Source organism: Candidatus Poriferisocius sp., from assembly GCF_965204015.1.
In the GTDB taxonomy this organism is placed as follows: Bacteria; Actinomycetota; Acidimicrobiia; order Acidimicrobiales; family Bin134; genus Poriferisocius.
Genome location: NZ_OZ241965.1, coordinates 274,546 through 297,819 on the forward strand (window position 1 = coordinate 274,546; position 23,274 = coordinate 297,819).

22 protein-coding genes are annotated in these 23,274 nt (G+C 65.7%); 7 read left to right on the forward strand and 15 right to left on the reverse strand.

Annotated elements, in window-relative coordinates:
- Nucleotides 1-28: 28 nt before the first annotated feature.
- Complete coding sequence (locus ACOGJC_RS01235; RefSeq protein WP_419846691.1) at nucleotides 29-1,588, reverse strand: sugar ABC transporter ATP-binding protein; 1,560 nt, start codon at nucleotides 1,586-1,588, stop codon at nucleotides 29-31.
- Nucleotides 1,589-1,729: 141 nt separating this feature from the next.
- On the reverse strand, nucleotides 1,730-3,052 hold the full coding sequence (locus ACOGJC_RS01240) for a sugar ABC transporter substrate-binding protein (protein WP_419846692.1): 1,323 nt from the start codon (nucleotides 3,050-3,052) through the stop codon (nucleotides 1,730-1,732).
- Between the two features lie 309 nt (nucleotides 3,053-3,361).
- On the opposite strand from ACOGJC_RS01240, the gene ACOGJC_RS01245 reads away from it, so the two are divergent.
- Complete coding sequence (locus ACOGJC_RS01245) at nucleotides 3,362-3,565, forward strand: CbtB domain-containing protein (protein WP_419846693.1); 204 nt, start codon at nucleotides 3,362-3,364, stop codon at nucleotides 3,563-3,565.
- A gap of 13 nt (nucleotides 3,566-3,578) precedes the next feature.
- The gene (locus tag ACOGJC_RS01250; protein WP_419846694.1) at nucleotides 3,579-4,346 is read left to right on the forward strand and encodes a CbtA family protein; all 768 of its coding nucleotides are present in this window, start codon (nucleotides 3,579-3,581) and stop codon (nucleotides 4,344-4,346) included.
- Here ACOGJC_RS01250 and ACOGJC_RS01255 read toward each other — a convergent pair.
- From ACOGJC_RS01255 to ACOGJC_RS01300, 10 genes are all read right to left on the reverse strand, one after another.
- Complete coding sequence (locus ACOGJC_RS01255; protein ID WP_419846695.1) at nucleotides 4,298-4,909, reverse strand: DNA-3-methyladenine glycosylase family protein; 612 nt, start codon at nucleotides 4,907-4,909, stop codon at nucleotides 4,298-4,300. The genes ACOGJC_RS01250 and ACOGJC_RS01255 overlap by 49 nt on opposite strands.
- A 37-nt stretch (nucleotides 4,910-4,946) precedes the next feature.
- Nucleotides 4,947-5,792, reverse strand: coding sequence for a hemolysin family protein (locus ACOGJC_RS01260; protein WP_419846696.1), 846 nt, complete (start codon nucleotides 5,790-5,792; stop codon nucleotides 4,947-4,949).
- A complete protein-coding gene (ybeY, locus tag ACOGJC_RS01265) occupies nucleotides 5,789-6,319 on the reverse strand; it encodes an rRNA maturation RNase YbeY (RefSeq protein ID WP_419846697.1) in 531 nt (176 codons plus the stop codon). Before ybeY ends, ACOGJC_RS01260 begins: the two co-directional genes overlap by 4 nt.
- A complete protein-coding gene (locus ACOGJC_RS01270; RefSeq protein WP_419846698.1) occupies nucleotides 6,319-7,218 on the reverse strand; it encodes a PhoH family protein in 900 nt (299 codons plus the stop codon). Before ACOGJC_RS01270 ends, ybeY begins: the two co-directional genes overlap by 1 nt.
- 48 nt (nucleotides 7,219-7,266) lie before the next feature.
- Nucleotides 7,267-7,536, reverse strand: coding sequence for a helix-turn-helix domain-containing protein (locus ACOGJC_RS01275; protein ID WP_419846699.1), 270 nt, complete (start codon nucleotides 7,534-7,536; stop codon nucleotides 7,267-7,269).
- A gap of 61 nt (nucleotides 7,537-7,597) precedes the next feature.
- Complete coding sequence (locus ACOGJC_RS01280) at nucleotides 7,598-8,377, reverse strand: sulfite exporter TauE/SafE family protein (RefSeq protein WP_419846700.1); 780 nt, start codon at nucleotides 8,375-8,377, stop codon at nucleotides 7,598-7,600.
- 75 nt (nucleotides 8,378-8,452) lie between these two features.
- Entirely contained in the window at nucleotides 8,453-10,030 is a 1,578-nt protein-coding gene (locus ACOGJC_RS01285) for a FadD3 family acyl-CoA ligase (RefSeq protein ID WP_419846701.1), read from the reverse strand.
- 46 nt (nucleotides 10,031-10,076) lie between these two features.
- A complete protein-coding gene (locus ACOGJC_RS01290) occupies nucleotides 10,077-11,234 on the reverse strand; it encodes a CaiB/BaiF CoA transferase family protein (protein ID WP_419846702.1) in 1,158 nt (385 codons plus the stop codon).
- 101 nt (nucleotides 11,235-11,335) lie between these two features.
- Nucleotides 11,336-12,802, reverse strand: a complete 1,467-nt coding sequence (locus ACOGJC_RS01295) for an ABC transporter substrate-binding protein (protein ID WP_419846703.1) — start codon at nucleotides 12,800-12,802, stop codon at nucleotides 11,336-11,338.
- A gap of 59 nt (nucleotides 12,803-12,861) precedes the next feature.
- Nucleotides 12,862-15,858 (reverse strand): ABC transporter permease subunit, encoded by a 2,997-nt coding sequence (locus ACOGJC_RS01300; RefSeq protein WP_419846704.1) that lies wholly within the window; start codon nucleotides 15,856-15,858, stop codon nucleotides 12,862-12,864.
- A 95-nt stretch (nucleotides 15,859-15,953) separates the two neighbouring features.
- Between ACOGJC_RS01300 and ACOGJC_RS01305 the strand changes: the two genes are divergently transcribed.
- Nucleotides 15,954-16,691, forward strand: coding sequence for a maleylpyruvate isomerase family mycothiol-dependent enzyme (locus ACOGJC_RS01305; RefSeq protein ID WP_419846705.1), 738 nt, complete (start codon nucleotides 15,954-15,956; stop codon nucleotides 16,689-16,691).
- A 43-nt stretch (nucleotides 16,692-16,734) separates the two neighbouring features.
- A complete protein-coding gene (locus ACOGJC_RS01310) occupies nucleotides 16,735-17,901 on the forward strand; it encodes an amidohydrolase family protein (protein ID WP_419846706.1) in 1,167 nt (388 codons plus the stop codon).
- Between the two features lie 15 nt (nucleotides 17,902-17,916).
- Here the strand turns inward: ACOGJC_RS01310 and ACOGJC_RS01315 are convergent, their stop codons facing one another.
- Together ACOGJC_RS01315 and ACOGJC_RS01320 are read right to left on the reverse strand one after the other, a co-directional pair.
- Entirely contained in the window at nucleotides 17,917-18,657 is a 741-nt protein-coding gene (locus ACOGJC_RS01315) for an NIPSNAP family containing protein (protein WP_419846707.1), read from the reverse strand.
- A gap of 2 nt (nucleotides 18,658-18,659) precedes the next feature.
- Nucleotides 18,660-19,475: an enoyl-CoA hydratase/isomerase family protein gene (locus ACOGJC_RS01320; protein WP_419846708.1), complete on the reverse strand. Its 816-nt coding sequence runs from the start codon at nucleotides 19,473-19,475 to the stop codon at nucleotides 18,660-18,662.
- Here ACOGJC_RS01320 and ACOGJC_RS01325 point away from each other — a divergent pair.
- Genes ACOGJC_RS01325 through ACOGJC_RS01335 form a run of 3 tightly spaced genes read left to right on the forward strand, consistent with a single transcriptional unit; the run spans nucleotide 19,474 to nucleotide 22,872 of the window.
- Entirely contained in the window at nucleotides 19,474-20,511 is a 1,038-nt protein-coding gene (locus tag ACOGJC_RS01325; RefSeq protein WP_419846709.1) for an NADPH:quinone oxidoreductase family protein, read from the forward strand. The genes ACOGJC_RS01320 and ACOGJC_RS01325 overlap by 2 nt on opposite strands.
- Nucleotides 20,512-20,567: 56 nt before the next feature.
- Nucleotides 20,568-21,761 (forward strand): LLM class flavin-dependent oxidoreductase, encoded by a 1,194-nt coding sequence (locus tag ACOGJC_RS01330; RefSeq protein ID WP_419846710.1) that lies wholly within the window; start codon nucleotides 20,568-20,570, stop codon nucleotides 21,759-21,761.
- Between the two features lie 7 nt (nucleotides 21,762-21,768).
- Nucleotides 21,769-22,872 (forward strand): phosphotransferase family protein, encoded by a 1,104-nt coding sequence (locus tag ACOGJC_RS01335; RefSeq protein WP_419846711.1) that lies wholly within the window; start codon nucleotides 21,769-21,771, stop codon nucleotides 22,870-22,872.
- 17 nt (nucleotides 22,873-22,889) lie between these two features.
- On the opposite strand, the gene ACOGJC_RS01340 is transcribed toward ACOGJC_RS01335, so the two are convergent.
- Entirely contained in the window at nucleotides 22,890-23,270 is a 381-nt protein-coding gene (locus ACOGJC_RS01340; RefSeq protein ID WP_419846712.1) for a hypothetical protein, read from the reverse strand.
- Nucleotides 23,271-23,274: the final 4 nt, after the last annotated feature.

Consider the following 23,274-nt stretch of genomic DNA (forward strand, 5'->3'; position numbering starts at 1 on the left):
GTCTTCCTTATCTCTTATCTCTCGTGACTCATGTCATGAGCCCAATGACGTAGGCCTCATCGGGCTTGTTGTCACTGGATGCGTCGATGGTCTCCACCAAGCGGCCGCTCCTCATGACGAGGATGCGATCGCTCAACCCGATCAGCTCGGGCAGGTCGTCGCTGACGATGATGATGCCCGCGTGGGTCTCGGCCAGGTCGCGCAGAATGCCGTAGATCTCTCCCTTGGCGCCCACGTCCACTCCGGCGGTGGGGTTCTCCAGGATCAGCACCCCCGGCTCCCGGCGGATCCATTTGGCCAGCGCCACCTTCTGCTGGTTCCCACCGCTCACTTGCGAGATTCTCTGGCCGTCGGTGGCCCTGATGTCGAACCTCCCGATGGCGGCCACGGTCTCGCTTCGCTCCAAGCGGTTCTTCCACACTCCTCCCCGATACACGAATCCGTACTCGTCGCGGTCCCCGCTGGGAAGCGAGAGGTTGAACTTCACCGAATCGGTCTGGATGAGGCTGTCGGTGTGGCGGTCGGGGGACAGGTAGCCCAGCCCCCTGCGCTTCATGCGAACAGTGGAGGCGCGGTGCACTGAGGCATCGTTGAAGGTCATGTGGCCCTCATCCATGCGGTCGGCGCCGGCCAAGCTGCGGGCCAGCGACGTTTTGCCCGAGCCCAACAAGCCGGCGATGCCCAGAATCTCGCCCTGACGCAGATCGAAGGTGACGTCGCGGAACAGAAATTTCTGCGCGTCGGCCCGGTTGTATTGCGCCCGGTCGCGACAACCCGCGCTCCGCACCGACAGCACGATCCGGTCCTGCAATCCGCTGCCCTGGCGGTCCTCGGCGTGAAAGTCGGCCTGTCGGACCCGGCCTACCATGAGCTCGTGCAGCGTGGCCTCGTCGGTATCCGCCGCGGTGGTCTGCGCCACTTTCTCGCCGTCTTTAAGCACCACGATGTCCTGGCAAACCTCCAGTACCTCCTTGAGCCGGTGGGAGACGAACGCCACTCCCAGCCCCCGGGTGGCCAACTCGGTCACCATGCCCAGCAGGTGGGGCACCTCCTCGTGGCTGAGCGCCGCGGTGGGCTCGTCGAAGAGCACGAACGTGCGGGGCAGGCCCAGCACGTCGGGCACGGCGGTGGCCTTCACCGCCTCGGCAGCTTGGCGGATCGAGTAGTTGAACTCGCTGGTGAGGCGGGTCACGTCCACATGGATGCCGAACTCGTCCACCACTCGCTGGGCCTCTCGGATCATCCGAGAGTGGCTCAGGATCCCTCGGTTGGTGAAGGCGATCTCATGGCCCAGAAACAGGTTCTCGTACAAAGGGATGCCAGCGATCAACGCGGGCTCCTGGAACACCCGCCAGATGCCCAGGGTGTTGGCCGCCTTGTAGCTGGGAGGGTCGAACCGGTCGCCGTTGAGGTGCATTGCGCCCCGATCGGGCCGGGTAATGCCGCAGACAATGTTCAGCATCGTCGACTTCCCAGCCCCGTTCTCGCCGACGAGACCGGTGACTTTTCCCGGCTCAAGCGACAGGGTGACGTTGTCAAGCGCCAATTGAGCGTCGTAGCGCTTCGTGACGCCCTCGATCCGGAGCATCGCTAGGCTCTTTCCCCCTCACTTCGGGTCGCGGAATGGTGGAACTTTACGCGTGATGCAATGACACGTCAACAATGATCGACGTATCGGCCGCGCCAGGTGAGCCCCGAAAGGGCTGGTGGACTGCCGGGTTTCGATGGCTTAGAGCTGCACTCCGGTGAAGTCGAAGTTGTCCATCTTTATCTTGTAGTGGCTCTCGTAGAGGGCATCGGTCTCGGCGATGCCTCCGGCTGCCGCGGCCTCCGACCAGTCAGAGGGAAGCTGGTAACCCGACGGCGGGTCGGCAATCCCTACCCAGTATTCCTCGAGGTGGATCGCGGCCAGGCTGGTCTGCGGATCCCAGCTATCCGGGTTGTGCACCCGAGAGGCGAGAATGGGATCGAACGGGAGACGGTCCTCCGCGCCGTAGTAGCGGCTGATCAGGCCATCCACGTTCTCTTGCGTGACGTGAATACCGTTCACCCACATCTGCCGCTCAATCGGGCCGAACTCCACGCCTTGCAGCGTGTCGTACATGCGGGTGATGGGATGGACCGCGAAGGAGTGCGGGCCGTGGAAGTTGGTTGAGAACACCTCGCCCCGCTGGATGTTCTCCAGGATGTCGGGGTTGCCGTCTTGACCACAGAACAGCACGTCGTCGCCCGGCGTGTAGCCCAAGCCCTCGGCGGCGGGCAGCACGCCGGTGAGCATGGCGTCGTTCGAGCAGGCTACGCCGTCGGGCTTGCCGTGCCGTCCGACGAGGTCTTGGAACGCCTGCTGAGCCAGCACCGGGTCCCAGCTGCCGGGCAGCTCTCCCACGATGCTGAGGGTGGGGAACTCATCCACGGCCTGGTGGACGCCGGCGGTGCGGCGGAAGGCGAGCGACCCGCCGGGGAAGCCGGCGATGTGGAAGATCTTGCCCTCGGCCGAGCCGAGCCGGTTCACGATCTCCTGGCACATGAGCTTGGTCGACCCGTAGATATTGGGCGGGTCGTGCAGATCCCAGAACGCCGTGTAGTACTCGTTGGTGTCAACGGGCATGAACCACGGTCCGGCTGCCCACATCTGTGAGTGGTAGGCCTCCGCTGGAGTGGCTGCCTGGTTGATGGGTCGGACCTCCGAGCCATCAATGCCGGACACCCAGATCATGTTGTGGCCACTGCCGATGTACTGGCGAGCAAGGTCGACAGAGTTCACCGGGTCGAGGTTGGTGTTGCCCTCGGTGTAAGCCGAGATGCCCAGCACTTCGACGGTCTGACGGCCGGCGTCGGCCATGGTGCGCGTGTACTGGTTGGGCGTCAAGATGAGGTGGGCAAGCCGCCCCTCTTTGCGGGAGACAACGGCCACGGTCTGCGTGGGCGCCGCGGTAGCCGGTGCCGCCGTGGCGGCCGGTGCGGGCGCGTCGTCATCGTTGCCGCAGGCCACTCCGATCCCGGCCATCGCCAAGCCGACGGCCGACATCCGCAGCACATCCCGACGGGACATCCCCTTTGTGTCAAGGTGCTCCAGGATCGGATCGATCGTGCTGTTGTCACCAGGGGTCGGAACCGTTGAGGTTACAACCGATTTGGACTTTGAAGAACCCTTCATTGTGGCCTTCCCCTCTCTCTTTTCCTCTGCTCCACAAGGGCCACGAAACCGCGGGTCTCCGTCGGCTCTTGGTGCCACGGAACAGATTTGAGGGAACCTTACGCCCAATCCGCCAACACGTCAACAGCTATCGACGCATCAACTTCCGGTGCTACCTGTCGATGTCCATTGACCTATTTATGACGCTGTGGTTAGCCTGTCACCATGAGCTCCCCCACCACCCAAGTCCTAGGTCCAACTGCTGGCGGGCGGCTGTCCATGGTCGAGTGGGCGCTCACGGCAGTCGCGCTGTTCGCCGTGTACCTCATCCTGCAAGAGAACGGGGTCTTGTTCTCCGAACAGGTCGCCAACTATCTGCACGAGTTCACCCACGACGCTCGACACGCCCTCGGCGCTCCCTGCCACTAACCGCTCTGGTTCTATGGGCGTCGAGACCTGGGTTCAGCGGCTCGGCCGCGGCGCGTGCGCCGGCTTGGCGGGCGGGGCGGCCTCGGCCATCGCACTGTGGCTCGCCGTTGAGCCCCACATCACCAAGGCCATCGATCTGGAGAACGCCGCCGCTGAAGGCCATTCCCATGGCGACGAGGATGAGCTCATCTCCCGAACCACGCAGCTTGTGGGGGGAACGGTCACCGCCGTGGTGGTGGGTCTGCTGTTGGGCGTGGTCTTTGCGGTGGTATACGCCCGGTCCCAGCACCGCCTGGCCGGCCACACCGATCTCGGTCGGTCGCTGAGTCTCGGTGGCCTGGCTTTCGGGGTAATCGCCGTGCTCCCCGCGCTGAAGGTGCCCGCCAACCCCCCGGCCGTGGGAGACCCCGGCACGGTCAACGACCGCACGCTCACCTATCTGGCCATCATTCTCCTCGGTTTGGTGCTCGTTGGGGTCAGCTTCGCGGCCGCCCAAGTCGCCCGCCGCCGCACCGAGCGTGCTGAAGTGCGGTGGGCGGCCGGCATCGGCGCAGCCGTGACCGGTGGCGCTCTGCTCCTCTACCTCGCCCCCAGCGGCACCGTCGATATTCCAGCCACCATCCCCGCCTCGCTGTTGTGGAAGTTCCGCATCGGCTCCCTCGCCCAGCACGCCGCCATGTGGCTCGGCATCGCGGTGGCCTACGGCACCCTCGCCCACCGCCGGTCGCTCGATCAGACCTCGGTGGCCCGCCAGCAGTACCAGGCGGCGACGCTGCGGTAGGGACGGAACTGGTCGCCGAGAGGTTCGAGCTCTTCGGGGGTGGGGGGCTCGGTCCAGCCGTGGGCCAAGCCGTAACCCTTGCGGACCCCGAAGTCGCCCACCGGCCAGACGTCGAGGCGACGCAGCGAGAAGATCAGAAACATCTGAGCGGTCCAGGTGCCGACACCCCAGACCTGGGTGAGCTGATCGATCACCTCCTGATTGGACAGTCGGCCCAGCCGGGCCAGATCCAGCGATCCCTGTTCGCAGTGGGCGGCCAAGTCGAGCATCGCCCGGGTCTTGGCCCCTGAGAGCCCCGCGCCCCGCAGCGGCTCCTCCCCCAAAGACAGCACCGCGTCCGGCACCCACTCCGGCGTCTGCTCCCTCACCCGGCCCCAGATAGCCCCTGCCGCCTTGCCGGCCAGCTGCTGGTAGGCGATTTCCCGGCTCAGCACCTCGAACCGCTCCCCTACCGCAGGCTTGGGACCGAATCGGGCAGGTCCGAACCGCTCCACGAGCCCGGCCATCACTTTGGACGTCTCCCCCAGGGCAAGACTGGCCTCGGTCAGGCTCACTTTCGCCACGCTGATGCTCCTGCGATGAACTGATCAGAGAAACGCGTTAACCGTCCGACACCGGCTGCGAAACCGGCTTCACGATCACCCGGGCGATGCGACGGCCGGTGATCCGCTCCACCAGCAGCTCCCAACCATCCACCACCAGCGTCTCCCCCTCGTCGGGCACGTGGCCCAGGGTGTTGAAGATCAGGCCGCCGACGGTGTCCCAGTCGCCGTTGGGCAGCGGTGCGCCCAGTACCTCGCTCAGCTCGTCGATGGGCACCCGGCCATTCACCCGCACCGTTGCGGGCCCAACCCGCTCGATCATGGGCTCCTCTACATCGAACTCGTCGACAATCTCGCCCACCAACTCCTCGATCAGGTCTTCCAGCGTGACCACTCCGGCGGTTCCGCCGTACTCATCCACCACGATGGCGATGTGGAACTTCTCTGCCTGCATCTCCCGCAGCAGCAGGGCTATCCGCTTGGTCTCCGGCACGAATCGGGGGGTCCGAGCCACCGCAACCGCTGGAGAACCCTCACCCTGCTCCCGCTCGGCCCGCATCAGATCCTTGGCGTGCACCACGCCCACAACATCGTCGATCCCCTCGGCGTACACCGGCACTCGGCTGTAGCCATGCTGGATGACGATTCCGATGGCTTCGGCCACCGTGTGCTGATCGCTCATCGACACCATGTCGGTGCGGGGCACCATCACCTCGCGGGCCACGGTGTCGCCAAACTCGATGATCTGTCCAATCAGCTCCCGCTCCTCAGGCTCGATGGCGTCGGATGCCTCGGCCGCTTCGGCCATGGCCAGCAACTCCTCCTCGGACACCTGCGGTGACTCCCGGCTCCAACTGGCCCGCAGCAGCCGCCCCAGAAGCCCGAATCGGCCCAAGACGCTCATGGCGGCCCTGCCTGTGACCCAGCCAACGCGTCCCCAGCCGATGCCAACGCCAGCAGCTCCTGCTCCCGTCTCTCCATCAACCGGGCGTCGTTGTCGTCGACGTGGTCGTAGCCCAGCAAGTGCAGGGCACCGTGGACTATCAGCAAGGCCAGCTCTTCGTCGACGGTCCTGCCGTGGGCTGCCGCGTTGGACTCGGCCACCGAAGGACAGATCACCACATCGCCCACTAGGCGGGGCTCATCATCAGCTCGGGGGGCGCTGCCGTCGTCGGTACCGAAGGCGAGGACATCGGTGGGCTGGTCGATGCCCCGGTGCTCCGCGTTGAGCGCGGCCATCTCGCCGGCAGCCACGAACGACAATCCTGCTTCCCAGGGGGCGGCCACCTCTTCTTCGGCCAGCACCCGGCGAAGCAACCCGGCCCAGCGGTCTTGGGCCACGAGCAGATCTTGTAGGCGGTCGGACACCACGACCACCTCTCGATCGAACTCAGAACCGCTGGGTTTAGGAACCCCGTCGCCGTCGGCCATCACTGCTGGGCCCGCTCGTAAGCGTTCACAATGTCGGCCACGATGGGGTGGCGAACCACGTCACGGGAGCTCAGATGGATAAACGACAGACCATCGATGCCCGCCAGGATCTTCTCCAGGGAGACCAGCCCGCTGCGGCCGCCCTCGACATCCACCTGAGTCACGTCACCAGTCACCACTGCCTTGGAGCCGAACCCGATGCGGGTCAAGAACATCTTCATCTGCTCAGGGGTAGTGTTTTGGGCCTCGTCCAGGATGATGAAGCTGTCATTGAGAGTGCGTCCCCGCATGTAGGCCAGCGGGGCGATCTCGATGACCCCCCGGTCGATAAGCGACTGCACCTCCTCCGCGTCCAGCATGTCGTAGAGGGCGTCGTAGAGGGGACGCAGGTAGGGGTCGACTTTGGCGATCATGTCGCCGGGCAGGAATCCCAGGCGCTCTCCTGCCTCCACGGCGGGCCGGGTCAGGATGATCCGCTCCACGCTGTGGGCCTTCAGCTCACGCACCGCGGTGGCCACCGCCAGCCAGCTCTTGCCGGTGCCGGCCGGTCCGATGCTGAAGGTGATTATGTTGCTCCGCATGGCGTCGACATAGCCGCGTTGGCCAGCCGATTGGGGCCGGATAACCCGGCCTCTCCCCGACCGCAGCACATCGGTATCCATCACCCCTGAGGGGCTCTCGTCGGCCTCCACCATCTTGATCGCCCGACCCAGCGTACGGGTATCGAGTTGGTGGCCGCCTTGCACCAGTTGAACCATTTCGTCGAACAGCCCGGCCACCCGTTCGGCGCCTTGGCCCGACACCGTGATCCGGTTGCCCCGCACGAAGATGTCGGCGTCGGGAAACGACTGCTCGATCTGGCGGAGATGCTGGTCGCGCTCACCCAGCAGGGCTGCCATGAGCCCATTGCGCGGAATGTCTATGGTGACCGGCGCGGCGGTGGTCATTCAGGAGTCGGCGTCTGCGTCGCCGTCATCGCCCCCATCGTCACCGCCGGTGGAGACGGGATCGGGATACAGATGACCCAGTGTGCCGGGCTCGATTCGACTGCGCTCGATGAAGGTATCCACATCGGTCTGTTTGACCCGGATCACCCGACCCATCCGATACGCGGGCAGGCCGCCTTCGTTAATGAACCGGTACAGCGTTCTGGTGGTGATACCCAGCCGCTTAGCCGCGGTCTCGGTGTTCAGCCACACAATTTGGGTATCGCTCATCCACCTCCATCCTATCTTGTTCTCTCGCTGTGCATCCCAAAAAACTTGAGTTCGTGGTTGGTCATACCGCTTCGCTCGGCGGCGGGGGATCGTTGGCGTGGCGCAGCATCTGCACTGCGCTGGCGATAAGCAGGATGGCGAACAAGATGCCCGACAGCCGAGGACTGAGTGCACTGGCGCCGAGGGCGCCGACAAACGCCGAGGCCACCCCGGATGCCCCAACGGTCAGCGCCGACTTGGGGTCGATATTGCCGGAACGGCGGTTCCGGAGAGTGCCGATGATGGAGGTGGGGAGAATCACCAATAACGAGGTGCCTTTGGCAGTGGGGTCGACAAAGCCGAACAAAAGGATCAATGCCGGAATCATGATCACGCCCCCGCCCACCCCCATGGTGCCCGACAACAGCCCGGTGGCCAGGCCGCAGGCCACATAGGCAAAGGCCAGAGCCACCGTGATGTCGCTGTGGCCGTCGGTGTCGGGGGCGACGGCCAAAAAGCGGGCTGCGGTAGCCAGCAGCAGCAGGGCAAAGCCAACCCGAAGCGACCGGATGGGAACTCGATCGAGCAGCGAGGTTCCGGCGGTGACCCCCACCGAGGAGCCGGCAAAGATCAGCAGGCCGGGCGCCCAAGCCACCGAGCCCTCAAGCAGGAACCCACCGAGGGCGGAAGCTGAAATGAGCACCATGGCGCCCAGAGAGGTGCCATGGGCTCGACGCTGCTCCATTCCCAACATCAGCACGAGGCAGGGCACCATCAGGATCCCGCCGCCCACTCCGAACAACCCGGACAGAAAGCCGGTGGCGACTCCGACCCCGATAGGCCCCCACTTCGAGTTGTTCATGAGGTGGCCACCCGACCCACATTTGAGTTGTTCATGACATGGCGATAATTGCAGTGTCAGGGGCTATAACAGCATTCAATCGGCAGCTGCCTGCTCGCGAAGCACGTACTTCAGCACTTTCCCCGACGCGTTGAGCGGGAGGGCGTCGGTGAACCGCACCCGGCGGGGCACCTTATAGTTGGCCATCTCGTCGCGGCACCAGGCGATGACATCCGTCTCGGAAAGCTCGGCCCCGGGAGCGGGAACCACGGTGGCCACCGCCACCTCGCCGAGCCGATCGTCGGGCATTCCGATCACGGCCACCTGCCCTATCTGGGGATGGGCCAGCATGATGTTCTCGATCTCCGCGGGGTAGGCGTTGAAGCCGCCCACAATGAACATGTCCTTCTTGCGGTCGGTGATGTCGATGTTTCCCCGCTCGTCCATCACCCCGATGTCGCCGGTGTGGAGCCAGCCGTGGGCATCGATGGTCTCGGCCGTCTGCTCGGGGTCGTCCAGATAGCCGAGCATGACGTTGTAGCCCCGGACCACGATCTCACCGGGCTCTCCCCGGGGCATCTCGTTGCCGTCGTCGTCGGTGATCTGCACCTCCACATCGGGGATGGCTCGGCCCGAAGTGTTGGCGATGGTCTCGGGGTCGTCGTCGTGGCGGCACATGGTGGCGATTCCCGATGCCTCAGTAAGGCCGTAGCCGGTGACGATGGTCTCGAACCCCAGCCGGGACCGCATCTGGAGGATCATCTCCACCGGGATGGCCGCCGCGCCGGTGACCGCAAGGCGCAGGGTGGACATATCGAAGCTGTCGAGGTCGGGGTGGTTGAGGATGGTCTGGTAGATGGCCGGTGGGCCGGGAAGCATGGAGATGCGCTCCTCGGGCACCCGGGCCATTACCGCGGGCACATCGAACACCGCGTGGGGGATGTTCGTGGCTCCGGTCATGAGACAGGCCAAGATGCCCGAGTTGAGGCCGAATGCATGAAAGAAGGGGTTGATGATCAGGTAGCGGTCACCGGCCCGCAGCCCGATCACCTCGCACCACGACTGGAAGCCCCGGCAGATGGCGGAGTGGATGAGCATGGCCCCTTTGGGCAGGCCGGTAGTGCCCGAAGTGAACATGATGTGGCACAGGTCGTCGCCGCTCACCGCGGCGGCCCGGGCGTCGCCGTCGGCCTCGGCCACCTGCTCGGCCCGATCCAAGAAGTCGGCGAAGCCGGTGGTCCCTTCGGGAACGGTCCCCCGCAGCACGACGACCTCGTCGAGGCCATGGCCGCCGTCAGCATCCCGTAGCAGAGCCACGTAGTCGGTGTCGAGGAAGTCGGTGACGGTGAACAGGATTCGGGCCCCCGACTTCTGGAGGATGAAGTCGGCCTCCCGGCCCTTGAACCGGGTGTTTACCGGCACCAGCACGCCCCCGGCCATATGGACTCCCAGGCCGGCCACCACCCATTCCCAGATGTTGGGGGCCCATACCGCCACTCGATCGCCGGGTTCAATTCCCGATGCCATCAGCGCCCGGCCAGAGGCTCGAATACGGTCGCGCAGTTCGGGGAAAGTCCAGCGCACTTCGCCGTCCACCAGCGCCTCCAAATCAGGGAACCGACGGGCCGCATCGTCAACCAATTCGCAGATGGTGGTCCACGATCCTTCAGACATGGCTGCGACCCTAATTGACTGCTTTCGGCCCAACGGAGTTGGCCAGCTAGTCGGCGGTTTGGACCGCGCCCAGGGCGATCAGCTTGTTGATCTCCTCGTCGTTCATCCCAAGGTCTTCGGCCAGGATGGCGCGGGTGTCTTCGCCGAGGCGGGCCGTTCGGGGGGTGACGCCGACGGTGGCGTCGCCCATGGCGAACGGCTTGGCTGGCACGGGGACACCGGGGCGGATCTCGGCGATCAAGCCCCGATCCTGAGCCCAGTCGGTGGCCGCCAGCTCAGACACCGAGCGGATGCGGGCCGCGGGCAGCGGCTGGCCCTCCACCGCTTTGGCCAAATCCTCATGAGAGGCAAACGTGGCCGCCAGTTCCCGAAGGATGGCCACGGCCTCGGTCTGGGTGGGATTGTCGGGATAGTCGGCGGGGTCGCCGCCCAGGGCGTCCACCCACCGGGGCAGGAGGCGCTGGGGGTTGCCCACCAGCGACACGGCCTGGCCGTCGGCGGTGTGGGCAATGGCGTAGTTCCAGGTGTCGAACTCCCGGGGTCCGTCGTAGCCCGACAAATCGTTGCCGGTCTGGTCGTTGGCGTAGATGAGGGTCTCGGCCATGGCAATGTCAAGCTGCTGTCCGGCGCCGGTGTGCTCCCGCTGATAGAGGGCGGCCAGCACCGCAGATAACGACATGAACCCGGCGTACAGGTCGCCGTGCTGGTGGATCTCCTGGAGCGGCTCGGCCCCCCGGAGTCGGGCGGCCATCTCGATGGTGCCGGCCTCTGCGTGCATCATCGGGGCGTGGGCCTTGCGGTGCGACCACGGGCCGGTCTGGCCGAACCCCGTGATAGAGCAGAACACCAGCCGCGGGTTGCGGGCTGAGAGATCCTCGTACGAGAGCCCGTAGCGGGCCATGACACCGGGGCGGTAGTTCTCCAGCAGCACGTCGGCCCGATCGGCCAGCCCGGCCACCACCTCGGGGCCGCCGTCGGCCTTGAGGTCGACGCAGATGTTGCGCTTGCCTGCGTTCATGTGGCTGAACGTGGGCGAGATGCCGTCATCGTCCACCGGGGGCACCGGCCGGGTGAGATCGCCGGAGGGGGGTTCGATCTTGATGACATCGGCCCCCAGGTCGGCCAGTACTCGTCCGCAGATCGGTCCAGAGAAGATCCGGGTGAGGTCCACCACTCGGATGCCGTTAAGCGGTCCGCCGGTCATGGTCGGCTAGAGGATGAAGACGCGGCCGTGCCCGACCCGCCGCCGACAAGGCAGCCGATCGGGCACGGCACAGTGACTATGGGGCCTTTTGCCCTAGTGATTTACCGGTCGGGATCGCCGTAGCAGACGAACGGGTGAGCCACCACGTAGTCGGCGTCCACCACCTGCACCATGCCGGTGCAGTCGGGGGCGATGACGTGGTCGGCCGGCCACTTCACTGGGCCGAGAGCGCCGGACTGCTGGGTAGTGGTGAAGCCGTCGATGTTGACCGCCTGGTAGAAGCTGCCGGTGTTCAGATCCTCGCCGGCAGCCGCGATCAGCTGGATCATCAGATCGGCTGACCAGTAGCCCACCAGACTGCCGAAGCCGGGGAAGGCCCCGACAGCGTCGTAGTCTTCCAGGAGCTGCTGAATGGCCGGCTCAGAGTCGTCCAGCGGGGGTACCTGGGTCACGGCGTAGCCGCCTTCCAAGGCCTGGCCCAAGTCGGGGCTGGATCCGGGAAGACCGGGAACGTAGGTCAGGTAGTCGGCCACCGGGCCCTCATAGCCCGAAGCGGCGATGGACGCCTTGAGGGTGATGGCTCCGGCGAAGTCGGTGGAGAGAATCACCAAGTCGGGCTCGTGTTCCAGCACCGTGTTCACGAACCGGGTGGGATCGGTGATGCCCCCGGCCGTCTGGGTGGGCACGAAGTCGTTGAAGGCCAGCTTGCCGGCCCACAGATTCTCGTACAGCGCATGGCCGGCGCGACCGGCGTCGTCATCGCTGTTGAAGATGCCGACCACGATGTCCTCGGTGCCGAAGAAGTCGTACCAGATGTTCTGGACCGACACGAGGGGATCAGCGCCCTCCACTCCGAAGGCAAAGCCGCTGAGGCAGCCGTTGAAGCCGAAGCCCCAGTCGTTGGGAGCGCAGAAGCCGGGCATGAACCCCCAGCCGGTGAACGGCACCTGGTTCTCGTCCAGGTAGTCGGTGGTCTGGGGAAGCGAAACCGCAGAGGTGACCATGATGCCGAAGACCTCGTCGTTCTCCACCATGCTCCGGGCACCCTCAAAGTTGGCCTGCGGATCACTGCCGTCGTCCACGTACTGGACCAGCTCGACCGACCGCCCGCCGGGCAGTTCGCCGTCGCGGTTGGCCCGCCCGAGGCGGGCGTTGATGCCGTCGGTAAATCCGCCGTACAGCGCATCCTGGGTCATTGCACCAAGGCGCACGGTGTCGTCGCTCACACCCCGGGTGGAGGGCTCGAAGTCAATCTCGTAGGTGTAGGCGCCCCATGTGCGGGAGGTTGCCATCTCCTCGTCGTCCATGGGCTCGTCGTCGTCCATGGGCTCCTCGTCATCCATAGGCTCGTCATCGTCCATGGGCTCCTCGTCATCCATGGGCTCGGCGTCGTCCATGGGCTCCTCGTCATCCATAGGCTCGTCATCGTCCATAGGTGCTTCGGTGGCCTCAGGCGCAGGCGCGGGCGCGGCTGCGCCGTCGTCATCGTCGTCGTTGCCGCACGCAGCGACTACCAATGTCAACGCGGCCAAGAGCGCGAGAAGCTTGTACAACAATGATTTCTTCATGTCCCCCTCCGGGATCTGGGCTGCCGACATAGTAGGACAGCGACCATCGACTGTCATCCTCAAGATGGTCGGTCTGAATTTGCCGTGACCTCGCCCAGATAGGCGGCGTCAAGCTGGTCGTGGTCCACTTCGGAACGGGGGCCGTGCCAGGTGATGTGTCCCAGGCTGATGAACGCTACCGAGTCGGCGATCTCCAGCACGTCGCGGGCCTTCTCCTCCACCAGCAGCAGCGCCACACCCCGCTCTTTAAATTCAATAAACAATTCGAGGATCTGACTCACGATAAGGGGGGCCAAACCTAGCGACGGCTCGTCGGCAATCAGCACTTCGGGGGGATGGGCCAACAGCGGGGCCAAGGTAAGGATCTGCTGCTCCCCCCCGGACAGGTTGCCGGCCAACTGGTTCTGGCGCTCCCCCAGGATCGGGAACCGCTCGCAGCACAGATCGCGGTCATCGGGGTCGGGCAACCAGAGCTGCATGTTCTCTCGAACGGTCAGTCCGCTGAAGATGCCCCGGGCCTCAGGGGCCAACACAATGCCCCGGCGAGCTCGGCGATGGCTGCGCAGCGCCGTAATGTCCTCCCCGTCGAGCCGGACCACACCGTGAGTGGCGGGCAGCAGGCCCGAAGCCACCGCACAAGTGGTGGACTTGCCAGCGCCGTTGGGACCCAGCAGCGCAGTTATCTCACCCCGGGGCACCGACAAGTCGATCCCATGTAGCGCCTCCACCAGGCCATAGCTGGCCCGCACTCCCACTAGTTCCAGGGCGGGCGGGTGATCGCCGACGTATTGGTCGCCCGACGATTCGGCTGGCTCTGGAGTGTCGGCAAACTCCGAGGCGGCGATGGCTGGGGCCGGAGTTCTGACCTCGGCTGGAACCGGCGCGTCAACTACTGCGCCCTCGCGCCATGCCGCGAGACGCCGACGCCAGGCATCACGGCGGACCCGGTTCTGAGCGGCGGTGAACGCGAGGATTCCATCGGGTTCGCGGGCGAGCTGCATGGCGCCGAGGCCGAACATGAAGGCGGTGATGTTTCGGGCCTCGTCGTATTGGTCGAACCCGTCCCAGTCGATGGGGTACCAGGAGTACACCCGGGCCAGGCAGATAAAGGCCAGTACCGCCAACAGGCCAAGTATGGGCGGCGAAAACGGCAGTCCGACTTGGCGATCTCGGATGACCGTGACAACCGCCGCGGCCCCGACAACCGATGCCACCAGCACCACGTGCCACGACTCCATCCAATCCCAGTGCCAACCAGTTCCGAAGGTGTGGCCACTGGCCGCCACCATGATGCCGGCCATCACCGCGGCGCCAGGCCGGCGGATGCCGACCAAGATCACCACCGCCAGCCAGAACAGCCCGGCCTGGGTGGTGGCCGTGAACGGGGTTACGTTGCCGATGAACGTGGCGAAGAACACCCCGCCGAACCCGGCCAACAGTGCCGACAGGGCAAACACTGCCAGCTTGGTGCGAACTACCGAGTGTCCCGAGGTGGCCGCGGCGGGCTCGGAGTTGCGCACCGCGATGATGGCCCGGCCCGTGACCGAGCGCTGGAGGTTGCGTACCAGCCAGGCCGCAGCCAGCACCAGAATCACCAGCAGCACCGCTAGTGACTTCTCGTCTTCAAAGTCGAATGGCCCCAGCTCGGGGCGGGGGATGTCCCACCCCTTGGTTCCTTGGCCGTTTTTGAACCAGCTCCACTCGAACAGCACTCGCTCGCTCATGAACGCCAGTGCCAGAGTGGCTAGCGCCAATGGCAATCCGCCCAGCCGCAGGGCGGGCAGGGCCACGATGACGCCCAGGACTCCTGCGATTATCACGCCCACAATCAGGGCGGGAATGAAGGGCAGCCCGGTCTTGTCCAAGATCAATCCGGCGGTCATGGCGGCCATGGTCACGAACGCGGCTTGGGCCAAGCTGACCATGCCACCGAGGCCGGTGAGCAGCACCCAGGACATGAAGACCAAACCGAAGGCCAAACCGGTGACCCACAGCCCCAGCCAGAACTGATCGGCGAAAATGAATACCTGAAGCACGATGAACACCCCGCCCAGCATCCAGGGAAGGCGCACTCGCCATGCGGGGAGGTCGTTGGTGTAATCGGTTGCCGGTGGAGCATCGGCCACCACTCCGCTGCGGCGGGTGCGCTCCCGGGCCATAAACAGCAGCCCCACCAACAGCACCACGAACGGCACCGAGCTTTCGAAACCCCGAATGTCCTGGGCAAACGTGGCATACCGGCCCACCCAGCTGGTGACCACGCCCAAGGCCACGCCTCCCGCAAACGCCAACGGTATGGAGCGAAGTCCGCCCACCACCGCGGCAGCGGTGGCGATGAACATGAACACGTTGTACTGATTGGACTCAAGCGAGTTGAACACCGGGGCTCCGATTACCCCGGCGAGCCCCGCCAACATGGTGCCGATGATCCAAGCCGCCGACGAGGTGAACGATTCGCTGACCCCTCGCAGTCCGGCCAAATCAGGGCGGTCCACCACCGCCCTCATCTGGAGGCCGATTCGGGTGTGGCGCATAAGTGCCCACAGCGCCACCGCGACAACCACCGCTACCACCAGCACGGCCCACTGGTTGCTGCTTATCCGCAGGTCGAAGCTGCCGAGATCGTAGGTCCAGGTCTCGCTGGGCACCTTCCACACTCCGGGAGTGAGGAACACATAGTCGGTGGATTGGAGGCCCCAATCCCACGTCTTGGTGCCCAAGTCGACGAGCAAGTCGGTGAGGGCGGGCAGAGCCACCAGAATCCCTATGGTGGCCATGACTTTGGCCGCGTCGTTGGCCCGGGCCAGGGGCCGGAATACCGCCACGTTCAAGAGTTGGCCCAGCAGCGGGCAGAACACCACCACCACGAGGAAGAACGACAGCAGTCGCATGCCTAGGCTCTCGATGCCCAGGGCATTGATCAGCTGGAAGTACAGCATGGCCGAGGTGTAGGCAATGCCCCCGTAGGCCAGGTTGAAGATGCCGGTGGAGGTGTAGCTCAGCGTGAGCCCGGCGGCGATCAGCGAGTAGATGGCGCCGGCGATTGCTCCGCTCACGAGTAATTGGATGAACTCGCCCACCCGATTATTTCCCCCTGGACTATTCGACCTGCGCCACTCTAGTGGCCCGCCCCGATCAGTACATTCGTGGGATGGACGACATGCTATTGGGCGACCTCGCCGCCGAGCATCAGGTGCTGGACGATCTGGTGGCCCCGCTGCCTGCGGAGGTGTGGGCCAGACCGTCGCCGTCGCCGGGGTGGACGCTGGCCGACCAGATTCACCACCTGGATGTGAGCGAGGGCGCCGCGCTGCTGGCCCTGACCGGCCACAGCGACCAGATATTTTCTTCCGGGTACTGGCCCGGCCCTCCCCTGCCCGCCGACCCGGCCGAAGTACTGGAGAACTGGCGGGCGTCTCGGGCCGCCAGCCTGGAGGCCATGTTCGCCCTGGACGCCAAAGACCCGGTGATCTGGGGCGACGGCCCCATGACCTGCCGATCGTTTGCCACCGCCCGGCTGATGGAGACCTGGGCCCACGGGCTGGACTGCTTCACCACCGCCGGGGTCGAGCCGGTGGACACCGACCGCCTCCGCCACGTGGCCCACATCGGCTACCGGGCTCTCCCCTACGCCTTCCGGAGCCAAGAAGTGGAACAGCCGGCTCCGCTGTCAGAGCTCCGACTGGAGCTGGTGGCACCGTCAGGCCAGGCCTGGACCTACGGGGAGGATGGCGCCCCTCAGAGCATCACCGGCTCCGCATCACACTGGTGCCGGGTCGCCACCCGCCGCATGGCCGCCGCCGACTCCGACCTCGTCGCCCAGGGCCCTCTCGCCGACGCGGTTCTGAGGGTCGCCCGCGCCTACCTCTCCGACGGGGCGCCCATCTGAGCCCGACAAAGAAGCAGTCGAGAAAAACGTGTCAAACTTGGGCATGACCGCAACGCGAGATCAGATCCGGGTAATCGACGTCGATACGCATTTGACCGAACCCCACGACCTTTGGAGCAGCCGGGCGCCGGCGGACTATGCCGACCGCCTTCCGAGGGTGGCCGATGTGGATGGGAGGCCTCACTGGGTCCTCGACGGGGAACCCCTGGGCTTCGCCACCGCCAGCGGCGTGGTGCGCCCCGATGGCAGCAAGGCCTTGGGCACCGACTTCATGGGCTGGACCATCGAAGACGTCCATCCCGGCGCCTATGACATGGACGCCCGGGTGGAGGTCATGGACCAGATCGGCATCCACGCCCAGATCCTCTACCCCAACCTGGCCGGCTTCGGCAGCCAGAAGTTCGGTCAGATCGAAGACGTGGAGCTCAAGCGGCTGTGCGTATCGGTGTACAACGACGCCATGGCCGAGATCCAGGAGAACTCCGGCGAGCGGCTGTTCCCGATGGGGCTGATCCCGTGGTGGGATATCGAGGGCTCGCTGGCCGAGGCCGAGCGCATCGTGGGTTTGGGCTTGCGGGGCATCGTGATGTGCAGCGATCCCCAGTTGCGAGGGCTGCCCGACCTGGGCGAGGAGGCATGGCGGCCGCTGTGGGAGTTCTGCTGCGAGCACGAGCTGCCGGTGAACTTCCACATCGGAGCCAGCGAGAGCTCCATGGGCTGGTTCGGCACCTCGCCTTGGCCCTCGCAGGGCGACGACGAAAAGCTGGCCATCGGCTCGGCCATGATGTATTTGACCAATGCCCGGGTGCTGGCCAACCTGATCTTCTCCGGTGTGTTGGAACGCCATCCGACGCTCAAGATCGTGTCGGTGGAGTCGGGAGTGGGCTGGATCCCGTTTGTGCTGGAGTCGCTGGACTACCAAATGGAGCAGCTCCGCACCGACGTACAGGCCCAATTCAGCCTGAGTCCAACCGAGTACTTCCGCCGCCAGATGTACGGCTGCTACTGGTTCGAGGACCTGTCCCCCGACAAGCTCATCAACCAAGTCGGACCCGACAACGTGCTCTTCGAGACCGACTTCCCCCACCCCACCTGCCTGTACCCCTTCGGCCTAGAAGAAGCCACCGATGCACTAAGCGATGTGGGCGACGACGTGGCCCGCAAGGTGCTCCAGGACAACGCCGCCGAGCTCTACAAGATCACGGTCTAGCGGGGATCTTCCCGGCTAAAGATCTTCGTAGTCGATCCGGTCGCTTCGGGCCGGTTGGCGGCCGGTGCGGAAGGGGGATAGGGGGGCGTCTACCAGCAGGAAGCGGTGCCAGCCCTCCACTATTTCGTCCACCGAGGCCTGCCATCGGGCCAGGCCTGGGCCGGTGTGCTGGGCCTTCTCGAAATCGGCCCAGGCTTCCCAGGTGGGGATGGCCCACAGCAGGAAGGCCTCGTTATCGGCCACCATGGCCGTTTCCCACGCCCCGACCAGCTCCCAGCCAAAGGGCTCGTAGGCGGCCATGGCGTTGGTGCGGACACGCTCCAGGAACTCGGCTGAGGTTCCCCGCTTGAGGGTGATTTGCTCGTGGGCGTAGCACTCCCCGGTGACGCCGTCGGCGCACAACTCCTCGATCGTGCGGGTCCAGGGGGCGGGCACCAGCAGCCGATCGGTCCCCCCGCTGCGGTAGTTGGCCGCCTGGGCCCACCACTTGGCAAGCTTGGGGTCTTGGGCACCGGCGCCTTGGCACTCGAGGCGGAATGAGGTGGCCATGCCGTCCCAGCCGTCTTCCTCCCACAGGTTCAGCACTTGCGGCCAACCCCTGGTAGTGCCGACGATGGCCCATACCCCGTAGCAGAGCTGGTCGCGTTCGTCCTGAGCGATGGGTGACCAGTTGGCCGTCATGTGGTGCATGTAGTTGGCCCGGTTGTGGCCGATGATGTCGATGAACTCGTGGATGTAGATCTTGTTGTTGGCCACGATCAGCCTTCCTCACCCTGGCCGAAGTTGGGCGTGCGCTTGTTCAAGAAGGCGTCCACCGCCTCCCGGTGGTCGTCGGTGTCGAAGGTGATGGCTTCCAGCGCGAAGGCCAGGTCGTAGAGGCGGTTGACCCGGTCTTCCAACTCCTTATTGCACAGCCGCTTGTTGAACTCGATGGCGTGGCGGGGACCTGCGGCCAGCCGCTGGGCCATAACGACCGCCGATGACAGGACCTCCTCCGCGGGCACCACGTGGTTGACCAGGCCGAAGCGCTCGGCTTGGGCGGCGTCGAGGAGGTCGCCGGTCATGAGCAGTTCCTTGGCCCGGTTGAGCCCGACCAGTAGCGGCCACAGCACTGCTCCCCCGTCGCCAGCCACCAGCCCGGCGTTCACGTGGGGGTCGCCGATGCGGGCGGCGTCGCTCAGATAGACGATGTCGCAGAACAGGGCCAGCGAGGCGCCCAGCCCAATGGCGTGGCCGTTAACCGCGGCCACCATGGGCTGGCGGACCCGCAGCGCGCCCCGGGCGATGTCGATGCCGTCGTCGAGCAGGTCGGGGCGCCCTTCGGGATACCCGGTTTCCAGGTTCTCCTCCATCACCGCGAAGTCGGCCCCCACGCAGAACGAACGGCCCGCGCCGGTGAGCACCACCGCCCGCACCTCGGCGTCCTCGGCAATGCGGCGGTACAGGTCCCGCAGGTCGAGGTGCATCTGCTTGTTGAGGCCGTTGCCCCGGTCGGGCCGGTTCAGCGTGGCGGTGAGCACTCCAGAGGAGTCGAGTTCGGTGGCGATGGTTTCCAATCCGTACCGGTCAGCCATGGGGTTAGCTTCGCACCTGGTGGTCCAGGTGGGCGAAGCTAGGTGGATGCGAGCTTGGGTGGTCGAAGGGTCGGGGGCGCCGGGTGAGGTGCTGCGGTTGGCAGACAGGGACGCCCCTGATCCTCGGGAGGGGACGTTCCAGATGAAGGTGGGCGCGGTGGGCGTCGGCCTGCCCGATGTGTTCATGTGCCGGGGGATCTATCCGCTGGGGCCGTCGGAGGGGTCGTTCACCCCAGGCCAGGAGGTGTGCGGGACGGTGGTGGAGGCCGGCCAGGGCGTGGACTTGGTGCCAGGCCAGCGAGTGATGGCCGTCACCTCGTTTCAGACCGGCGACGGCGGATTCGCCGAGCTGTGCCTGGGGCTGGGGGGTTCGGCGTTCACCGTGCCCGACTCCATGGACGACGCCGCGGCGGCCGGATTCCTGATCCCCTACCACACCGCCTGGATAGGCCTGGTGCGCCGGGGCGGGCTGAAAGCGGCCGAAACCCTGTTGGTGCTGGGGGCGGCCGGGGGCACCGGGGCGGCGGCCTGCTCGCTGGGCGCCGCGCTGGGGGCCCGGGTGATCGGGGTGGCCGGCGGACCGGAGCGCTGTGAGACGGCCGCAGGCTTCGGGGCCCATCAGACAGTGGACCACCGGGAGGGCGATATCGCCGCCGCAGTCATGGAGCTGACCGACGGGCGGGGGGTGGACGTGGTGTACGACCCCGTGGGAGGCGACGCCTATACCGCAGCGTCGCGGTGCGCGGCCCGCGACGCCCGGCTGGTGATCATCGGATTCGCCAGCGGCGAGTGGGCGCCGGTGAACGTCCGCCACATGGTGCAGCGCAACTACTCGGTGGTAGGGGCCATCCCCTCCCGCTACAGCCGGGAGGAGCGGCTGGATGATCACCGCGAGCTGAGCGCGCTGTGGGACGCGGGCAGCATCCGCTCAGTGGTCACCGCCACTTACCCGTTCGAAGAACTTCCTGAGGCGATGGACGCCCTGGAATGCCGCGAGGTGATCGGCCGGGTGGTTTTAGACCTCTCGTCGGGCTGAGCCTGCCAAGAAACCGGCGAGTAGTCTGCGGACGCAGCGACAGAGGGAGGAGCGTCGTGGAGTTCGCCATTTTCTTGCAGGGATCGCCTCGCCGGGGCGGGGCCCGCAGCCCCTACTGGGAGCATCAGGCCTTTGAGAACGAGCTGGAGATGGTGCGGGTCGCCGACCAGCACAACTGGAAGTACATCTGGGTGAGCGAGCACCACTTCTTGGAGGACTACTCCCACACCTCGGCCAGCGAGGTGTTCATGGCCTACTCCTTCGCCCAGACCTCTCAGATCCACATGGGTTCGGGCATCTTCAACCTCAATCCCATCGTGAACCATCCCCTCAAGCTGGCCGAGCGGGTGGCCATGCTCGACCACATGAGCAAGGGCCGGTTCGAGTTCGGCACCGGCCGGGGGGCGGGCAGCCACGAGATCGGCGGCTTCGGAATCGACCCGTCGGAGACCAAGGCCAACTGGGACGAGGTGATTTGGGAGTTCAAGAAGATCTGGGGCAGCACCGCCTACTCCCACCCCGACGGCGCCGCCTTCCAGACTCCCGAGACCGGTACCTGGGGCACCTTCAACGTGCTGCCCAAGCCCTACTGCCACTCGCATCCGCCCATGTGGGTGGCCGCGGGCAACACCCCCACCTATGAGAAGGCCGCCCGCCACGGGCTCGGCGTGCTGGGGTTCAACGTGTCGGCCATCTACGACATGGCCCCCCATGTGGAGGCCTACAAGAACGCCATCCCCCATGCTGAGCCCGCCGGCGAGTACGTGAACGACAACGTGATGATCGCCAACGGCCTGGTGTGCCTGGAGGACGGCCAAGAGGCCCGCCGCGTGGTGTGCGAGCAAATGCAGCTCAGCTACCTCCAGTCGCTGGTGTTCAAGTACCACGACACCTTCCCCAAGCCCGAGGGCCTGCCGGTGTACCCCGAGCTAGTCCCCGAGCCCACTATCGAGGACGTAGAGGAGCGCATTGCCGCCGGGTTCCTGCTGTGCGGCGACCCCGACGAAGTGCTGGAGCAGGTGAAGCGCTACGACGAGATCGGCTGCGACCAGGTGTCATTCGGCCTTCCCATCCAGCTCGACCATGAGGTTTGCCTGGAGACCATCCGGTTGTTCGGGACCCACGTGATCCCCAAACTGGACAAAGACCCGCTGCACCGCAGCACTCGCCAGCGGATCGAGCACGGCGGCCCGCTCGAAATGACGCCCGACCCGCTGTACGAGGTTCCCCGGGCTGAGGAATACAAGTAACGGATCCATGAGCGACCAGGGGCCCGACATCCTGGGGGCGAGAAGCGACCGATCTGAACTGAGGGAACCACTGGCCGGATGGCTGACTGAGCGGCTCGGCGCTCGGAACGTGGACATAGGCCCATTCGAGGTGCCGTCAGGGGGCTACTCGGCGGAGACCCTGCTGTTCGACGCCGACGTGGACCGGGGCAGTGGCCTGGAGACCGAGCGCTATGTGCTCCGCCGGGAGCTGCCCGAACCCCCCGTCTACCCTCAGCAGGCGCCGGGCGAGCTGGACGTCGAGGTCGACATCCAGTACCGGGTCATGTCGGCGGTGGCCGCCCACAGCGATGCCCCCATCGCCCCGCTGGTGGGTTATGAGGCCGACGAATCAGTACTGGGCGGGCCGTTTTTCGCCATGGGGTACGTGGGCGGTGACATTCCGCGAGAAGATCCCATCTACACCAGCGCCGGCTTCTTCTTCGACGCCCGGCCCGACCAGCGTCGCCAACTGGTGGACCGGGGATTGCGAACCATGGCCCAGATCCACGGCATCGATTGGCAGGCTGCCGGGCTCAGTTGGCTGGTGGCCGCCAACGACCAACCGGGCACCGCCACCCAGGTGCGGATCTGGCGGGACTACTCCGACCGGGAGCTCGACGGCCGAGACCACCCGGTGCTGGAGGCCGGATTCGACTATCTCTACGAGAGCATGCCCGCCGACGACGGACTATGTCTGAACTGGGGCGACGGGCGGCCCGGCAACATCATCTGGCAGGACTTCGAGCCCGCCTGCGTCACCGACTTCGAGGCCGCCTGCATCGCCTCCCCGCTGGTGGACTTGGGGTGGTGGCTGATGTTCGACCGGTGGTCGCACGAGCACATGGGCAACCAGCCCCGCCTCGCAGGCGAGCCCACCCGGGCCGAACAGCGGGCTATGTACGCCGCTCACGCCGGGAGTGATCCGGGCGACACCACCTGGTATGAGGTGTTCGCCGCGGCCCGTTACACCGCCATCGTAGTCCGGGTGATGAACCGCACCGTGCTGCGGGGCGACATGCCCGCCGACAACCCGTTCTGGCTGGAGAACCCCTCTAGCGACTGTCTCCGGGCCCTGCTCGACGAGCTCTGAGCCCGGCGCCCTTTGCGCTAGCTGCCCACCACCCGGTCGGTCTGCTCGCGGTATTCGTAGACGAGCCGGACCAGCCAATAGCGCATGAACCGCTTGAAGGAGCTGATTGCGATCATCACCAGGCCGATGAACGTGATGCTGAAGCCGAATATGGCCGAGACAATCAAGTCAAGGTGGTTGGACTGATGGAGGGTGGTGCCCTCGGTGTCGTAGGCCTTGCCCGTCAAGACGAAGGAGACCACCGTGAAGACCAGGCCAACCAAGGTAAGGATCAAGCCGATGCGAAACACCCACCGGTCGGGGTTGGCCCGGCCGCCGGAAGCGCGGAGCTTGGATACCTCGTCGTGGAACTCCTCCAGCCGGCTGCTGTCGCCAGTGGCGTCGGTTGTGTCACTCATGGTG

Excerpts from the sequence above, each read along its gene's own strand:
- ACOGJC_RS01235 (WP_419846691.1), bottom strand. The coding sequence starts at position 1,588 with ATGCTCCGGATCGAGGGCGTCACGAAGCGCTACGACGCTCAATTGGCG.
- ACOGJC_RS01240 (WP_419846692.1), bottom strand. The coding sequence starts at position 3,052 with ATGTCCCGTCGGGATGTGCTGCGGATGTCGGCCGTCGGCTTGGCGATG.
- ACOGJC_RS01245 (WP_419846693.1), top strand. The coding sequence starts at position 3,362 with ATGAGCTCCCCCACCACCCAAGTCCTAGGTCCAACTGCTGGCGGGCGG.
- ACOGJC_RS01250 (WP_419846694.1), top strand. The coding sequence starts at position 3,579 with ATGGGCGTCGAGACCTGGGTTCAGCGGCTCGGCCGCGGCGCGTGCGCC.
- ACOGJC_RS01260 (WP_419846696.1), bottom strand. The coding sequence starts at position 5,792 with ATGAGCGTCTTGGGCCGATTCGGGCTTCTGGGGCGGCTGCTGCGGGCC.
- ybeY (WP_419846697.1), bottom strand. The coding sequence starts at position 6,319 with ATGGCCGACGGCGACGGGGTTCCTAAACCCAGCGGTTCTGAGTTCGAT.
- ACOGJC_RS01270 (WP_419846698.1), bottom strand. The coding sequence starts at position 7,218 with ATGGCAGCCCTGCTGGGTGAGCGCGACCAGCATCTCCGCCAGATCGAG.
- ACOGJC_RS01275 (WP_419846699.1), bottom strand. The coding sequence starts at position 7,536 with ATGAGCGATACCCAAATTGTGTGGCTGAACACCGAGACCGCGGCTAAG.
- ACOGJC_RS01280 (WP_419846700.1), bottom strand. The coding sequence starts at position 8,377 with ATGAACAACTCGAAGTGGGGGCCTATCGGGGTCGGAGTCGCCACCGGC.
- ACOGJC_RS01285 (WP_419846701.1), bottom strand. The coding sequence starts at position 10,030 with ATGTCTGAAGGATCGTGGACCACCATCTGCGAATTGGTTGACGATGCG.
- ACOGJC_RS01290 (WP_419846702.1), bottom strand. The coding sequence starts at position 11,234 with ATGACCGGCGGACCGCTTAACGGCATCCGAGTGGTGGACCTCACCCGG.
- ACOGJC_RS01295 (WP_419846703.1), bottom strand. The coding sequence starts at position 12,802 with ATGAAGAAATCATTGTTGTACAAGCTTCTCGCGCTCTTGGCCGCGTTG.
- ACOGJC_RS01305 (WP_419846705.1), top strand. The coding sequence starts at position 15,954 with ATGGACGACATGCTATTGGGCGACCTCGCCGCCGAGCATCAGGTGCTG.
- ACOGJC_RS01310 (WP_419846706.1), top strand. The coding sequence starts at position 16,735 with ATGACCGCAACGCGAGATCAGATCCGGGTAATCGACGTCGATACGCAT.
- ACOGJC_RS01325 (WP_419846709.1), top strand. The coding sequence starts at position 19,474 with ATGGGGTTAGCTTCGCACCTGGTGGTCCAGGTGGGCGAAGCTAGGTGG.
- ACOGJC_RS01320 (WP_419846708.1), bottom strand. The coding sequence starts at position 19,475 with ATGGCTGACCGGTACGGATTGGAAACCATCGCCACCGAACTCGACTCC.
- ACOGJC_RS01335 (WP_419846711.1), top strand. The coding sequence starts at position 21,769 with ATGAGCGACCAGGGGCCCGACATCCTGGGGGCGAGAAGCGACCGATCT.
- ACOGJC_RS01340 (WP_419846712.1), bottom strand. The coding sequence starts at position 23,270 with ATGAGTGACACAACCGACGCCACTGGCGACAGCAGCCGGCTGGAGGAG.